Source organism: Roseibium litorale (genome assembly GCF_014842915.1).
Classification (GTDB): domain Bacteria; phylum Pseudomonadota; class Alphaproteobacteria; order Rhizobiales; family Stappiaceae; genus Roseibium; species Roseibium litorale.
Map to the genome: position 1 here is coordinate 75,669 of NZ_JACYXI010000013.1, position 14,554 is coordinate 90,222.

The window sequence follows — 14,554 nt, forward strand, 5'->3', positions numbered from 1 at the left end:
CAGGCTTGGGAGAGGTGTCCCAGCGGCACTGCTCAGGACACGCTAAAGGCACCGTTTTTCCTCAAACGTTAGTCCGAAGCGCAGCCTGCTCCCTCTCCCTTCAGAGATACTGGGGTGAGGGGCATCCGCTCTCAGCCGCCATTTCCTGAAACATCTGAACCGCTTGGGCGCAGCAACTGATCCCGGTCCTCATGCCCCTCATGCGCTGAGTCACATCTGTCCCCTCCCCAGCTCCTGGCACGGCCTGTTTCCTGCCCTGACAGCAATCTGTTCAATCGGGCAAGCTCCTGCACGAATTCGGAAAACCGCCGGTTGGAGGCCGTCAGTTCCCGCAAGAGCAACAGGCCCAGAAGGCTGGCCGCCACGGCCCAGAGAAACAGAGCAAGATGCGCCAGATCCCCCCGCTCGATCACCGAGCGGACGATCTCCGCGCTCATCCCTGCGCCTCCCCGGGCATCCCCCCGTCCGGCCCATAGCCAACCGCCACCCGCTTCTCATCCCGGCTGAGGAAGGACGCCGCCTCCACCCGCCGCCAAAGGGCTTCCCGCTCGCTCGACAGCGCCTCGATGCCATCGGCATCCGGCTCAAGCCGCAAGGGAGCCCCGCCGAAGGCCGGGCTCAGCCAGGCGGCCAGCCCACCCGTTACCCGGCGGACCAAAGGCAGCACCGCGCCGCGCCAGAACGCCCGGTTGGCTTCCTGATAATTCGCATAGGTGTTGTCGCCCGGAATGCCGAGCAGCATCGGCGGCACCCCGAAGGCCAGCGCGATCTCCCGCGCCGCCTGGTTCTTCGCCTCAATGAAATCCATGTCCTTGGGCGTCAGCCCCATGGGTTTCCAGTCCAGCCCGCCTTCCAGCAGAAGGGGTCGGCCCGCGTTGCGCGCGCCCTGATAACCGCTCTCCAGCTCCTGTTTCAGCCGCTCGAACTGATCAGCACTCAGGTTCACTGTGTCCCCAGCCCCATAAACCAGCGCGCCGGAGGGGCGCGCCGCATTGTCGAGCAGCGCCTTGTTCCAGTGGGTTGCGGCGTTGTGGATGTCGAGGCTCATTTGAGCGGCCTCCACCGGCGCAAAACCGTAATGGTCGCTCAAGGGATGAAACAGCTTCAGATGCCGCACCTGGGCGATCGCCCCCGTCTCCGGGTCTGTCTCGCCAGACAGCCGCAGCGTCCGCCCGCCCACAGAATAGTCGAAGGCCTCCGGCCAGCCGGAGGCACCCGGCACCACCTTCACCCGGTCCGGGCGCAGGGCGTAGAGTTCGCGCGGCGTCCCACCTAGCCCCACCTGCTCGATGAAGGCGTTCCCCGCCCCCAGCAGATGGCCATAGACCGCCTCCAGAAGATCCGCCCCGCCCTCGTGCTCGTTGGGCCGGGAAAGCAGATCCAGCAGCGGATGCCGGTCCAGCTCCAGATCCCCTTCAAACAGGGTCAGCGGCATGCTCGCCGCCGCCTCCGCAATCATCCGCACGGCCCGGTAGACAACCGGATTGCGCGCAAATCCTTCCCGCGCCAGCCCGGCATAATCGCGCGGGCTCCACACCGGCTGCGCCGCGGACTGCACCGCGATCAAAGGCCCCGTGCGCGAGGCCCGCGTCTCCAGCGGCACTTCATGACGCCGCCAAAATGAGTCAAACGCCTGTTTCAAGCCCATGGTTTCATTGGCCTTTCAAGCTAAAGTTAAGAAGTTGAGTCAGTGGGCGAATGAACGAGCTAAAGTTGCGCATGCATTGATTTATGCACTTTCTCTGCAGTTGCCCTCACCCCGGCCTTCTCCCATTTCCGCCTGTTTGGAGGGAGAGGAAGCGAGCTACGGTATGCCGCAAGGCAGTGCCGTTATGAACGTCTCAAGCCCCCAGCCGCCTGTCTTCCGCCAAACAAGGCAACCGGACACCCGAACCGCTCCCCACGGCCAGCCTCTCAACCACCTTTCCCAAGCCTGGGAGAGGTCGGCGCGAAGCGCCGGGTGAGGGTTGTGATCCAGATCACGGTATCAGCCTTAAAACAGCGCTAGCTTGAGATCAGACGGGGAGAAACCGCCCCGGTGAGTTGCAGGAGGTCACCATGTTCCATGCCATTCTCATCGCCGCAGCAGCTGCCTTCACCGCCATGGAGGCCACGGATTTCATGGCCGCAAAGCCTGTCCGGGTGAAGGCTGAAGCACGGAAGAAGCAGCCGCGCTAAAGCCGCCGCACCCTAGGCTCCGCTCTCGGTCCCAGCAGCAGCTCCGTCACGGCCCAGACCAGCGCGTCCATCCGGTCGGGTGACCGGCCGGAGGTCAGCCCGCCCGGGCCGAAATCCACCATCTCGTCTTCCAGCTCCGGAAAGACACCCGCATGGCAGACCCTGCCCTGGTCATAGAGCATGGCCACCGGCTCCGCCCGGGAGTATTTGCCACGCGTCGCCCGCACCTGGCGCACCGGCACCGCTGGGTCTGCGCCCGCAATCACCTCGGCCACCATCTCGCCACCCTGGTTCACCTCCGCCACCAGACAATCCGCGGCCAGCGCATGCCAAAGAGCAGTGGCCGTGGAAGCCCAATCCGAAGGCCGCGCCCGGCTCAAGGACTTGTCCGCCAGAACATAGGCCCGTCCATCCGCGCCCAATCCCGCTGCCACGATCCCGCAGGCATCTGACCTCTTGCCCGAACTTGCCGGCGGATCGACCGCGATCACGATCCGCTCCAGATCCTGCGGAGGGGCACTCACCCGCTCCCGCTCCAGCCGTTCCCGGGACCAGAGCGCATCCGGCCGGTCCTCGATCAGCTCGCCCTCCAGTTCCTGCCGTCCCAGACGGGTTCCCGCATAGCGACCGACCACCGTTTCCAGAAAGCCGGGCGCCAGAAACGGCGCATTGGCCCGTGTCGGCGCATGGCTCACAACCGTTCCAGGCAGTCCAAGCAGGCGTTTGAGCAGCGGTACCGGACGGGGCGTCGTGGTCACCAGCTGGCGAGGCGCCTCACCTAGGCGCAGACCGAATTGCAGCATGTCAAAAGTCTCCTCGGCGTGACGCCATTTGGCGAGTTCATCGCACCAGGCAATGTCGAATTGCGGCCCGCGCAGGGCCTCGGGATCTTCACTTGAAAAGGCCTGAGCCACCGCGCCATTGGGCCATTCCAGCCGCCGCCGCGTTGGCACCCAGTGGGGCCGCTCTGCCTTGGGGTGGATGGCGAGGATGCCGGAGACCCCTTCCACCATCACCTCGCGCACATCCGCATAAGTTTCGCCGACCAAGGCAATACGGCCCGCAAACTGGCCGCCGTTCCAGCTCTCCCCCTGCGCCATGGCGCGGATCCATTCGGCCCCCGCCCGGGTCTTGCCCGCGCCCCGCCCCCCCATCAGCAGCCACACCCGCCAATCTCCCGGCGGCGGCATCTGGTGGTCATGGGCAAAGGTCGGCCAATCATTCAGAAGAAAGCGGATCTCGTCATCACTCAGCGCGCCAAGCGCGTCTTCAATGCGCCCCGCCTTCGCACAAGCGGCCAAGACGCTCCGCAAGCTGCGCCCTGAGGGCGTCTGCATCCTTGGCAAGACCATCCCCCTCCTCTTCCGCCTCCTCAGTGGAAGCCTGCTTCAGGTCAATCAGAACCCCCAGCGTCTTGGCAAGGCTCGCCAGGGTCTTCACCGTCTTGTCGATATCGGCAAGGCTCGCCGGGCTGCCGGCCTCTGCCACCAGCGCCCTCAGCCGCGCCTCCATGCTCTCCATCTGACCCTCAAAGGCCTTGTAGAGCCGCTCTATCATGCCGGGTTGTTCGAGATCCGGAATGGTCAGTGCGGAAAGATCCGGTAGCGCACGCTCCTGCCTATCGCAGGCGGCGGAAGGCACCACCTTCCGGCCCTCCACCAGTGCAGCACCAGAGGTCTCATCTGGCACATCGTCTGCCACGTCTTCCGGCACCGCCCGCCGCCTGCCCTTCCGGTAGGCTTGCCGTTTCGCCTGCCGCACGGCTGCCCGTTCCTGGCGCAACGCATCGCAAAGCCCCTTACCCGAAAACCGCCCCGCCATACCGCCTCCCCCACCGACCCGCAGACATGCAAAAGGCCGGTCACCCGGCCTTCGGACTGCTGACAAACCTAAAGCTTCAGCATTTCATCTCCGCGCCGTCCCGGCCTTGAGCCGGGACCTGATCTAGAAACCGATTATTTTCATTAGGATAGGAGATCCCGGATCTCCGCTTCGCTGCGTCCGGGAACGCTCGCTGGTTGGGTTTGTCATCAATCTCCCCCCTCCACCACCTCTCCCAAGCCTGGGACAGGTCGGCCCTCAGCGCCGGGTGAGGGCTGGACGCGCCTGTCCCTCACTGCACAAAATTTTCTGCTTGTGTTTCAGAAGCTTGCCGAAGATCTGCGGAACTTGTCCCCCACCGCGAAACCCGTGCGATACTCAGAGTCTGATCCACTCAGCGCCGCATCAGGCGCAACTCTTCGATCATGACAAAACCCTACCCCAACAGCGTCACGCTGTCAAGGAATTTATTCCTATATTCTTTCACCAATCCATAGCGCCGCCAGTTTCGTATCTCCACCGGGGCCTGATCTTCCGCCCAAGGAGAACCGTGATGCCATTGAAATCCCTCAGCTTCGCCGCAGCTGGCGTGCTTACGCTCAGCAGCCTTTTCAGCTCGCCTCTGCCCGCTTTTGCCAAGACGGACAAGCCGCTGGTTCTGGAAGAGTTTTTCAAAGGCCACACAGTGGGCCGGGGCGCATTCGATAGTGAAATCGCGGGGGTTCACCGGCCACTCACCGCCTATATGATCGGCAGCTGGAACCCGAAAACCTTCGTCTTCACCCTGCGCGAAGACATCCGCTATGATGATGGTGAGCGGGAAAAGGCCGTCTGGGTGTTCCAGAAGACCGGAGAAGGCCGCTATGTTGGCCAGCGCAGTGGCGTGAAAGGCCTGGTGCAGGTCACAACCACCGGCGGCGCGATCCGCTTTTCCTACGTGATGGACGTTCCGACCGGCAGCGGCACGACGGCCCTGCGCTTTGCCGACACACTCACCCGCACCGGCTCCAACACCGTGCGCAACACGTCCGAGGTGACCAAGCTGGGCTTCCCGGTGGGCACGGTGGACATCACCTTCACACGCTGACGGCGTGACGGCTGATTTCTGCCCCCTTCCCTCTCAAGCCCGTTTCCGGACTGGAACCCCGCTCCGGTCCGGGGCATTGTGGCTCTTAAGGTCCTCCAAAGAGAGACCTGTTCCGGAAGCTGTTTGAGGAGCCGCCCTTGGCCTTGTCTGCCCGCTATAGCGTTTTTGTCCTGATCATTCTATTGGCCCTGTTCTGCCTGGCCATGATCCTCGGGGGCACCCCTGTTTTCCTCTGGCCTTTCGCGGTCTTTGCTGCCTTGACCGCTGTCGGCATCTGGGATCTGACGCAGAAAACCCACGCCGTTTTGCGCAATTATCCGGTCATCGGCCACACCCGCTATCTGCTGGAATCCATCCGCCCGGAACTGCGCCAGTATTTCTTTGAATCCAACCTCGACGGCGCGCCGTTTTCGCGCGAAAAGCGCTCCCTGGTCTATGACCGGGCCAAGGATATCGAGGGCAACAAGCCCTTCGGCACCGAATACAACGTCTATGCCAATGACTATGCCTGGGTGAACCATTCCATGGTGCCCAAGGGCGGCCCGGGCACGCCGCCCGTCGACCCTAAGACGGATGAGCGTCTGCGCATCACCATCGGCGGGCCGGACTGCAGGAAGCCCTATTCGGCCTCTCTCTTCAACATTTCGGCCATGAGCTTCGGCTCCCTGTCTGCCAATGCCATTCTGGCGCTGAACACCGGGGCCAAGACCGGCGGCTTTGCCCATGACACGGGCGAAGGCAGCGTGTCGCGCTATCATAGAGCCGGTGGCGGCGATCTGATCTGGGAGCTGGGCTCAGGCTATTTCGGCTGCCGCCGCCCGGACGGTGGCTTTGATGCGGAAGCCTTTGAAAAACAGGCGCAAAATCCGCAGATCAAGATGATCGAGATCAAGCTCAGCCAGGGGGCCAAGCCCGGTCATGGCGGCGTTCTGCCGGGCGCCAAGGTCACGCAGGAGATCGCCGAGGCCCGTGGCGTTCCGGTCGGTGTGGAGTGTATCTCACCCTCCGCCCATTCTGCCTTTTCCACCCCTGTCGAGCTTCTGGATTTCATTGTTACGCTGCGGCGCCTGTCCGGCGGCAAGCCGGTCGGCTTCAAGCTCTGCATCGGCCACCGGTGGGAGTTCATGGCTGTGGTCAAGGCCATGCTGAAAACCGGCATCCTGCCTGACTTCATCGTCGTCGATGGCGCGGAAGGCGGCACGGGGGCCGCCCCGGTCGAATTCTCCAACCGCCTCGGCACGCCCCTGCGCCTCGGCCTCTCCTTCGTGCACAACACGCTGGTCGCCACCAATCTGCGCGATAAGATCTGCATCGGCGCCAGCGGCAAGCTGATCAGCGCCTTCGACATTTCCGGCGCCCTGTGCCTTGGGGCAGACTGGGTCAATTCCGCCCGCGGCTTCATGTTCGCCATTGGCTGCATCCAGTCCCAGAGCTGCCACACCAACCGCTGCCCAACCGGGGTCGCCACCCAGGACCCCAAGCGGCAGAAGGCGCTGGTCGTTCCGGACAAGGCCGCCCGGGTTGCCAATTTCCATCACAACACCATGAAAGCCCTGATGGATTTCGCCGAAGCCTCCGGGCTCTCAAGTCCGAAGGAGTTCGGGCCCGAGCATTTCTATCTGCGCGAGGGGTACCGCTCCGTCCTGCCGGCCAGCACCGCCATGGACTGGCTGAGGCCGGGGGCCCTGCTCGCAGACGGGCATGATCATCCGGGCTACAGCACCTATTGGCTGATGGCAGATCCGGACACGTTCCAGCCGGTCCGCTCGGTTCAGAGCGCCAAGGACGCTCACCGGCCCGCTTGAGATGGCAGGCGCCCTCTTCGCGGTGATGAGATCCGCCTGAAGAGGGCTCACGCCCCCTTTGCGCCCAGTGCGCGCACCTTGGCCAAGTAACCGGCGCGGCGCGCGTCGCTGGACTTGCGAACCGGCGCAAACCGCGTGAAACGGGCGGGCTTGAAGCCGCAGAACTTCAGGATCTGGCGGCTGGTCTGCTTGCCGATGCCATTGCCATAGATCCAGTCCAGAAAGAAATTCGGCGTATCCGAGGTCATGATCACCCTGGCGCTGCGCCCGCTCATCAGGCCCAGCGGCAGGGGTCTGCCCTCCTGATACTGAAAGGTCTTGCCCGGCAGAAACACCCGGTCAATCAGCCCCTTCAGCTTGGCCGGCATGCCGCCCCACCACATGGGGTGGGTGATGACGAAATGCTCGCACCACAGAAGATCCTCGAAAAACGCCGCCAGATCCGGCTCCAGATCCGGCACATTGCGGTAGGAGGCGATGCCGAGATCCGGATTGAAGCGCATGGCCGACAGGTGGTGGATCCGCACCTCATGGCCGCTTGCGCGCGCGCCCTCCCCGTAAGTTGCCGCCAGCGCGCCGTTGAGGGTTTCAGCTGCCGGATGCCCGTCCAACACCAGAATTTTCCGTGACATGACACACCTTTTGATAAATTGACCGTGGTCATTTTTTGACTCAGCCAGACTTTCCCGTCAAGCTAATATTGACCATGGTCAATATTTTTATCCCAAACCGGCGACGCAAGAACATGCCCCGCAAGCCGCAGCTGCGCACCCAGGAAACCCGCAGCCGCATTCTCGCCACCGCCCGCGATCTCATGTCCCGCACCGGGGCGGATGGCATCACCGCGGAGGCTCTGGCCAGCGCGGCAGGCGTTGCAAAGGGCACGGTCTTCGCCCATTTCACCAGCATGGACGGGCTGATGTCCTATGTGCTGCTGGACGACATCCGCAGCCTCATTCCGGCGGATCTGTCCGCCGTCCGCGCGGCGGATACGGCGCGTTTTGCAGATCCGCTCGAGCGCATCACCTCCATGATGATGGACCTCGTCACCATCATCACCTCCAGCCAGCTCAGCCTGCGCCTGTTTCTGGAAAACACCGGCGCCACAAACGGCAAATGCGCCCCTGAATTCATTGCCATTCTGGACCAGCTCGATGGTCTTCTTCACGACTATCTGGAGGAATGGCAGGGTCAGCCGGAGGTCCGTCCGGCACTGCGCAAGGACCGCTCCCCGCGCGAGCTGGTCGATGCCCTCATCGCCTTCATGATCCATGTGGCGATCCAGTTCCGCAGCTGCCAGATCGACGATCTCGAAGCGGCACGCCACAAGCTGAAACGGCATGCGGAGGCCTATCTGCTTGAGCGGACAGAGCCCTTTCCCGGCTAGCGGGAAAAGTTGCAAAAACGGCAGTTTCTTGCGGAAATTGAACACCTCTACCGCAGCGCATTATTTTTAGGTGCGATGCAATATTTCCATCGACACCCCTGCGTTTCCATGACAGGCTGATGACCTGTCAGCAGATTGGAAGGGCCGGTAAGGGGGACTGGTGTTGCGGAGGGATCTGGCTGTCCCAAGCTTGGCAAGGTGCCGGGCCAGAACAAGGACAAGACCATGCTGTTCACCGCTTATCTCGCCGTTTGCCTGTCCAATGTCGCGATCAAGGACTGCAACAAGGACACCGCCCTCAACTGGATGGTTGCCCCTGGTGAAAACCGGGGTCTGGCCTATTGCATGACCCATGGCCAAAGATACGCCGCCACGTCCGGCGTGGTGCATGAGGGCGAATATGTGAAGATCTATTGCAAGGCCCCGGACCAGTTCACCCGCCCGGGCGTCCAGCGCGGCTGACAGCGGGCGGAAAAGGCCGTGGCGGCGGCGGATGAGGCCAGCCATTTGCACAGCCATTTGCACAGCCATTTGCACCGGCATTTGCACCGTTTTTTGCCCTGAATGGCGGCATCGACACGTCCGGCTGTCCGTGACACTCTGGTCTGACTTTTGACGATCAGGACCCGCTCATGCTCTTTACCGCCTATCTCGCCGTCTGCCTGTCCAATGTCGCGGTCAAGGACTGCACCCGCGACACCGCCCTCAACTGGATGGTCGCGCCCGGCAACAGCCAGACCCTCGCCTTCTGCATGTCCCATGGCGAAAAATATGCAGCCACCTCCGGCGTGGTGCATGAGGGCGAATATGTGAAGGTCTATTGCAAGGCCCCGGACCAGTTCACCCGCCCCGGCGTCCAGCGCGGCTGACCTGTTTGAAATAAGCTCTGCTTCTGATGCAGCCTCCCTGAAGGCTGGCGTTCTGGCCCCTCCGGCGCTCATTGACGTGGACAGTCTTCTGAGCAATAGGGCACGGCCTGAAAATGTGCTATGCGCCAGCCGGAAGACATTCGGCCAGACCAAAGTCCGGCCCGGCATCATCAGGAGTATACCCGTGAGCGAACTGACCGTGGCAGAGGCCACAAGCCGCGTTTATGAATCCCTTCAGGCGGACAATCTGGACATCGACCTGCACATTGCCGCGCTCAAGGCAGCGCTCGCCCGCGAAGGCCAGAAGGAAGCGGTTCTCGACCCGTCCCGCCTCGTCCAGAACAACCGCCAGGGCCGCAAGCTGCTGCAAGCCTATTTCCGCCAGCGCGGCGTCAAGGTTTCTTTTTCGGCGGAATGAGGACCTGCCGGTTCAGGCAAAATCTCTGACCCAGTGAGCCAGGAAGCCGGTAAGCCTGCGCCGGAAGCGCCATTTCATGCAGCACTGCACTCGCCGCCGTTGACAGGACAGGATTTGACCGTCTATTTAGTTGTATATTACAACTTTATACCGGTTCTACTCATGTCCCTGCCGCAAACCATCGACGAGATCCGCAGCGCCTCGCGCCAGCTTGTGCGTGAGCTTGGCTTTACCGGGAGCACCTTTGCCGGAACCGGCCTGCCGCCCTCCGCGGTTCACGCCCTTATCGAGATCGAGCAAGGCGGGATGACCGCCCGCGATCTCGGCGCGCTTCTGCATCTGGAAAAGTCGAGCGTCAGCCGCATGCTGCGCAAGCTCGTTCAGTCCGGGGACGTGGTGGAGGAACCGGGCAAAGCCGATGGCCGGGTGAAGCATCTGTCGTTGACGAAGGCCGGCCGGGACCGGGTGGCCGGGATCCATGATTTCGCGCGGGCGCAGGTTCAGGCGGCGGTCACGCACCTGACCGCGGAGCAAAGGCAGACCGTCCTCAAAGGGCTGAGCCTCTACAGCACCGCGCTCAGCGGAACGCTTGAAGCTCCAGCCGTAGACATCAGGGCGGGCTACCAGCCGGGCCTCATCGCCCGCATCACGGAGATGCACGCACGCTATTATGCCCGCGCGTCCGGCTTCGGCCTGACCTTCGAGGCGGTGGTCGCCGGTGGCCTGGCCGAATTTGCCCCCCGCCTGGGCAAGCCCCAAAACGGGATCTGGGCCGCCATGAGCGGCGGTGAGATCGCCGGGTCCATCGCCATTGACGGCGAGGATCTGGGGCCTGGCCTCGCCCATCTCAGATGGTTCATCACCGGTGATGCGCTGCGGGGCAGCGGGGCAGGCAAAAGGCTGCTGGATGCGGCCCTCGCCTTTGCCGACCGGCAGGGCTTTGCCGAAACCCACCTTTGGACCTTCTCCGGGCTCCATGCGGCCCGCCACCTTTATGAAACGCGCGGCTTCAAGCTGGCGGAGGAACGCTTTGGGTCGCAATGGGGCAGCGAAGTCCTCGAACAGCGCTTCGTCAGGCGCTTGCCCTGATCTTGGCCCTGATCTGGGACTTGATCTGGGCCCCGATTTTGCCCCCGGTCCCGGCCCTGACCGCAAGCCCCCTGCCCGCCTCCGGTGCCTTCAGACAGACCGGCAGACAGGTCATCTCCGGCCCGCGACGCGCAAGCCGCCGATCCTTCGAGACACCGCTTCGCGGTTCCTCAGGATGAGGGGACCCCGTTGAAATTCCAGGATAAACCAGCCCCGCCTCATCCTGAGGAGGCCGTCAGGCCGTCTCGAAGGAGAGGATCTCCGGAGGCGGGGTTCTCGAGGCAACCCTTCATGGCAAAGGGACAGACGCAGTGAGGACGAGAGGCTGTTTCCCCACCTCTGTCAGCTTCCGCTGACATCTCCCCCGCACGGGGGGAGATGGGTGCCTGCCGCACGGCTCGGGCGGGAAACGGGGGGCTAGGAAGGAAGGGGGGTGGGATAAGATGGAGAGGGCCGAGAGGGGGCTGCGGCTTTGAGTTTGACTATGTGGAGCCCACCAGCTTAGTCAAAAGAACTGTGCATAGGATATCCGATGTAATCGACAGGAACAAATAGCGGAAGAGCCCATCTGTATGAACGCAAGGCACCAATGTTTTCGCTGTTTAAGAAGGCAAAAAATCAACCAAGAGAATATTTATTGTATTATTAAACGTTGAAAGTGCACACAGCTCACAGTAACTTTTTTGCCATACAGACCACCCAAAGAAGCGCTAAAATGATTCAAAAACCGGTTCTGGGCGAGATTACGCAGGGAACGCTTTTCACTTGCGCAATAGCAGATCGATATGCCGACAAGAGAGTTCACGGCCTCGCCATCACAGCACGATGCGACATCGCGAATAATAAATACCCTGTTTTAAATTATTTACCCGTTGTGACCCTACTCGACTGGCTTCATTGCGATGGAATAGAAATTTTAATTGAAAACTCCAGAAAAAATCAAAGTGGATCATTCGATACTATTTTAAAGCAAGCAAGCATTGCTACCAGTGTTCTAGAAACCATACCGCGACAAACTGTGGTTACAAGTTTTTTTGACGATACGAATGCAACCAAAACACGAAAGAAGTTGGCGGCGAGAGCCCATGAACTAGCGGATCAACTTGACCGTCTTGAGGCTCTGGATTTGGATTGCGTGAAGGATAGAAATTGGTTCCTATCCGCCCATCAAAAAGAAGTCTCAGCATTAATTAAGGAACTTATAAATAACAAAGTATCCAGCTTCTATTACCTGCCAAGTGTGACAGACGAAAACGAAAATGAAGGTTATGTAGTATTACTAAGAGAAAGCGCGTTCCTACCCAGAAGGATAGCAAAAGAAGTCGCGAACGGCTTGGACCGACCAGTATCATCTAATTCCTGGCTAGACAGCCATCTATCGTTCGCACACGATGACTTTGCGATGCCGGTGGGAAGAATTCCATCGCCGAATATAGAGCATATTCTACAGACATTTTCTTACATGTTTGGTCGAATTGGGCTGGAAGACTACAGTTCTGATTTCGTTTCAGATGTATGTGCTCGAAATTTCTTGAAAGAGGAGACTGCGTGAGATGAGGTATATCGTTTTTGAAGAATGCGCAGTCGACGAGTTGGTTTCCAACCGCTTTTTCCAGACTATCGAATTCGATCTCGGTCGAGCCCTTTTTGAATTGGTGGCAGGTCATATCCCAACAGCAAATCTGCCCCCCGAAATATCACTAGTTAAACTTGACGAAGGAATCGCATTTACTAGCAAAAAAGCAAGCAAAAATTCTCATTTTCTAGTACTGGATTTGGAACAATCAGATTTTATTAAAGAAATAAGTGAAAATGAAACTATATTCGTACTTCAAAAAACACTTAGATTTGCAAAAAAGCTCTGGCAAAATTTGTCTTTGAATTTTTCAGAGCGAGTTATTCCGTCATCATCAAAAGCAATACTATTTCCTTTCCCATACAAACCTACTCCATACCGTGTGGTAATAGAGCAGGCTCCGTGGTCTGAGCGCCTAAAAAAGCGAAACTTTGCGGGCAAATTTTTGCTTGTGTACAAGACTGGCTACGGCAAAGGTGATGCAAACACCGAGCAAGCGGGTCTAACGAATTTCAAGAAAGCTTTCGAACAAATCGACAAGATTCTATCCGAAGCTCGCGCTTTGAACTCTGATCAGACATCAAATGCACCAGGTGTGGTACAGGTATCTGCTTTAGATGCTGTGCCGAGTACAAATGAAACTTCTATATTTCAGTCTTTTGACGACTGGATGAAATTGCTTACGAACAAACAAATTGAATTCATCAATGCAGAAGTTACCGGCGCACATCGTATCGAAGGCGCTGCGGGGACAGGAAAAACCTTGTGCCTAATGTTGAAAGCCATCTCGCTTCTAAGAAAGTCAGAAGTCAACGGTTCTTCAAAGCACATTGTCTTTGTGACACATAGCGAAGCGACAAAACGCTCAATCAAAGAATTTCTTGTGGTTATTGATCAGGACAATTTTGCGAGCAGAGACAGACTTCTTGAAAAGAACACATTAAAAGTCTGCACATTGAGTGAACTTTGTGCCGAGCAACTAGCCCATCGGATTAGTGATTCTGAGTTTATCGACAGAGATGCCCTAGAGTCGAAGGAAACTCAGCTGTTATATGTGAGTGAAGCCTACAACAGCGCTATGAACGCCGACTATCCATCTCACGAGAGGTTCTTATCAGCGGAGCTCAAGGACTTCTTGAAGAAAACGGAAAGCTGGAATGTTACACAAATGCTCCAACATGAGATTAGTGTGGTAATAAAAGGCAGAGCTTCTGAGGACATCGACGCCTACAAAAAGGCTCCACCACTAAAGTATGGAATCCCTATTAATAGCGACGCTGATAAAGGATTTATTTTCTCAATCTTCCGGAAATACCAAGAACAACTTGGAGCAGTATCTCAGTTCGACACAGATGATGTAGTTTTGACTGCGATTGGCCAGCTAGATACTCCTGTCTGGAGACGGAGACGAACACGTGATGGATATGACGTGATTTTCATCGATGAGACGCATCTGTTTAACATCAACGAGTTGCACATCTTTCACTATTTCACGAAGAGCGATGCTCACTTCCCTATTATTTATTCGGTAGACCGAACTCAAGCTGTTGGTGACCACGGATGGACCAATCAAGATATAGCTGAAACACTTTCTGGAGGGGCTGAACCAGAGGATCGGAGCAAACTGCAAACAGTATTCCGATCATCACCTCAAATAGTAGAATTAGCATTCTCAATCGTATCTTCCGGTGCAACGCTCTTTACAAATTTTGATAACCCGCTGGAAGCGACCGCCTCAAGCTTCACAGACAAAGAAGAAAGAATGGCAGCGCAATCTGTGTTTCGCTCCTACCCCAACGATCAAGCGATGATCGAAGCGGCTTTCGAACGTGCTGAGGTTATGCAGAGAGAAATGACTTGCAAGAAAGGTAAAGTTCTAATTGTCGGGTTCGACAAAGAAGTTGTTGATTGCCTACATGAATACGCCAGTAGTAGGAACAAACCCCATTTACTATTAAAAAAGCGAGGAGACGTAGAGGCTGTCGGCAAAGCGGAAGCATCTGGAAAGTTTGTCTTGGCACACGCGGACTTCGTTGGTGGGCTCGAATTCTTTGGGGTGGTTGCCGTTGGCGTAGACAAAGGCCGTCTGCCCCCTAACAAAGATCAGTCGAGTGACAACAGCAAGCACTTTCTATCCTATGCTTCGCATAATAGATTATATGTAGCCGTCAGCCGTGCAAAATATAGAGTAGAACTCCTAGGAGATCAGTCACGTGGACCTAGTATCCTGCTAGAGCCAGCGGTGCAATCCCGTATCCTGACGATCGCTGAGTAGCCGTAGAGTTGCCTCGTTCTTCTGATCGACAGGCATTTGATTTTTCTTG

The 14,554-nt window shown here is 58.5% G+C and carries 14 protein-coding genes; 9 read left to right on the plus strand and 5 right to left on the minus strand.

Features of this window, described 5'->3' with window-relative positions; translation table 11 throughout:
* Positions 1–131: 131 nt before the first annotated feature.
* From IG616_RS18300 to IG616_RS18315, 4 genes are all read right to left on the minus strand, one after another.
* Positions 132–437 carry a hypothetical protein gene (locus tag IG616_RS18300; protein ID WP_192149694.1) on the minus strand — a complete coding sequence of 102 codons (306 nt, stop codon included), beginning with the start codon at positions 435–437 and terminating at the stop codon, positions 132–134.
* On the minus strand, positions 434–1,648 hold the full coding sequence (locus IG616_RS18305) for a phage portal protein (RefSeq protein WP_192149625.1): 1,215 nt from the start codon (positions 1,646–1,648) through the stop codon (positions 434–436). Before IG616_RS18305 ends, IG616_RS18300 begins: the two co-directional genes overlap by 4 nt.
* A gap of 526 nt (positions 1,649–2,174) precedes the next feature.
* Positions 2,175–3,479, minus strand: a complete 1,305-nt coding sequence (locus IG616_RS18310) for a DNA-packaging protein (RefSeq protein ID WP_246476303.1) — start codon at positions 3,477–3,479, stop codon at positions 2,175–2,177.
* The gene (locus IG616_RS18315) at positions 3,448–3,999 is read right to left on the minus strand and encodes a hypothetical protein (RefSeq protein ID WP_192149627.1); all 552 of its coding nucleotides are present in this window, start codon (positions 3,997–3,999) and stop codon (positions 3,448–3,450) included. Before IG616_RS18315 ends, IG616_RS18310 begins: the two co-directional genes overlap by 32 nt.
* A 553-nt stretch (positions 4,000–4,552) precedes the next feature.
* On the opposite strand from IG616_RS18315, the gene IG616_RS18320 reads away from it, so the two are divergent.
* A complete protein-coding gene (locus IG616_RS18320; RefSeq protein WP_192149628.1) occupies positions 4,553–5,086 on the plus strand; it encodes a DUF3833 family protein in 534 nt (177 codons plus the stop codon).
* Positions 5,087–5,289: 203 nt separating this feature from the next.
* Positions 5,290–6,891 (plus strand): FMN-binding glutamate synthase family protein, encoded by a 1,602-nt coding sequence (locus IG616_RS18325; protein WP_192149687.1) that lies wholly within the window; start codon positions 5,290–5,292, stop codon positions 6,889–6,891.
* Positions 6,892–6,938: 47 nt separating this feature from the next.
* On the opposite strand, the gene IG616_RS18330 is transcribed toward IG616_RS18325, so the two are convergent.
* Positions 6,939–7,523 (minus strand): NAD(P)H-dependent oxidoreductase, encoded by a 585-nt coding sequence (locus tag IG616_RS18330; RefSeq protein WP_192149629.1) that lies wholly within the window; start codon positions 7,521–7,523, stop codon positions 6,939–6,941.
* 113 nt (positions 7,524–7,636) lie between these two features.
* Between IG616_RS18330 and IG616_RS18335 the strand changes: the two genes are divergently transcribed.
* The 7 genes from IG616_RS18335 (at position 7,637) to IG616_RS18365 (ending at position 14,505) form a co-directional block, all read left to right on the plus strand.
* A complete protein-coding gene (locus IG616_RS18335) occupies positions 7,637–8,278 on the plus strand; it encodes a TetR/AcrR family transcriptional regulator (protein ID WP_192149630.1) in 642 nt (213 codons plus the stop codon).
* Positions 8,279–8,503: 225 nt separating this feature from the next.
* The gene (locus IG616_RS18340) at positions 8,504–8,740 is read left to right on the plus strand and encodes a hypothetical protein (RefSeq protein WP_192149631.1); all 237 of its coding nucleotides are present in this window, start codon (positions 8,504–8,506) and stop codon (positions 8,738–8,740) included.
* A gap of 170 nt (positions 8,741–8,910) precedes the next feature.
* Complete coding sequence (locus IG616_RS18345) at positions 8,911–9,147, plus strand: hypothetical protein (RefSeq protein WP_192149632.1); 237 nt, start codon at positions 8,911–8,913, stop codon at positions 9,145–9,147.
* Between the two features lie 184 nt (positions 9,148–9,331).
* Entirely contained in the window at positions 9,332–9,565 is a 234-nt protein-coding gene (locus IG616_RS18350) for a hypothetical protein (RefSeq protein WP_192149633.1), read from the plus strand.
* 162 nt (positions 9,566–9,727) lie between these two features.
* A complete protein-coding gene (locus IG616_RS18355) occupies positions 9,728–10,654 on the plus strand; it encodes a bifunctional helix-turn-helix transcriptional regulator/GNAT family N-acetyltransferase (protein ID WP_192149634.1) in 927 nt (308 codons plus the stop codon).
* A gap of 715 nt (positions 10,655–11,369) precedes the next feature.
* Positions 11,370–12,206: a hypothetical protein gene (locus tag IG616_RS18360; protein ID WP_192149635.1), complete on the plus strand. Its 837-nt coding sequence runs from the start codon at positions 11,370–11,372 to the stop codon at positions 12,204–12,206.
* 1 nt (position 12,207) lies between these two features.
* Positions 12,208–14,505: a UvrD-helicase domain-containing protein gene (locus IG616_RS18365; RefSeq protein ID WP_192149636.1), complete on the plus strand. Its 2,298-nt coding sequence runs from the start codon at positions 12,208–12,210 to the stop codon at positions 14,503–14,505.
* Positions 14,506–14,554 lie beyond the last annotated feature (49 nt).

Bases quoted from the DNA above. Each gene is read 5' to 3' on its own strand.
- IG616_RS18300 (WP_192149694.1), bottom strand. From the start codon at position 437: ATGAGCGCGGAGATCGTCCGCTCGGTGATCGAGCGGGGGGATCTGGCG.
- IG616_RS18335 (WP_192149630.1), top strand. From the start codon at position 7,637: ATGCCCCGCAAGCCGCAGCTGCGCACCCAGGAAACCCGCAGCCGCATT.
- IG616_RS18320 (WP_192149628.1), top strand. From the start codon at position 4,553: ATGCCATTGAAATCCCTCAGCTTCGCCGCAGCTGGCGTGCTTACGCTC.
- IG616_RS18355 (WP_192149634.1), top strand. From the start codon at position 9,728: ATGTCCCTGCCGCAAACCATCGACGAGATCCGCAGCGCCTCGCGCCAG.
- IG616_RS18345 (WP_192149632.1), top strand. From the start codon at position 8,911: ATGCTCTTTACCGCCTATCTCGCCGTCTGCCTGTCCAATGTCGCGGTC.
- IG616_RS18330 (WP_192149629.1), bottom strand. From the start codon at position 7,523: ATGTCACGGAAAATTCTGGTGTTGGACGGGCATCCGGCAGCTGAAACC.
- IG616_RS18315 (WP_192149627.1), bottom strand. From the start codon at position 3,999: ATGGCGGGGCGGTTTTCGGGTAAGGGGCTTTGCGATGCGTTGCGCCAG.
- IG616_RS18325 (WP_192149687.1), top strand. From the start codon at position 5,290: ATGATCCTCGGGGGCACCCCTGTTTTCCTCTGGCCTTTCGCGGTCTTT.
- IG616_RS18340 (WP_192149631.1), top strand. From the start codon at position 8,504: ATGCTGTTCACCGCTTATCTCGCCGTTTGCCTGTCCAATGTCGCGATC.
- IG616_RS18305 (WP_192149625.1), bottom strand. From the start codon at position 1,648: ATGGGCTTGAAACAGGCGTTTGACTCATTTTGGCGGCGTCATGAAGTG.
- IG616_RS18360 (WP_192149635.1), top strand. From the start codon at position 11,370: ATGATTCAAAAACCGGTTCTGGGCGAGATTACGCAGGGAACGCTTTTC.
- IG616_RS18365 (WP_192149636.1), top strand. From the start codon at position 12,208: ATGAGGTATATCGTTTTTGAAGAATGCGCAGTCGACGAGTTGGTTTCC.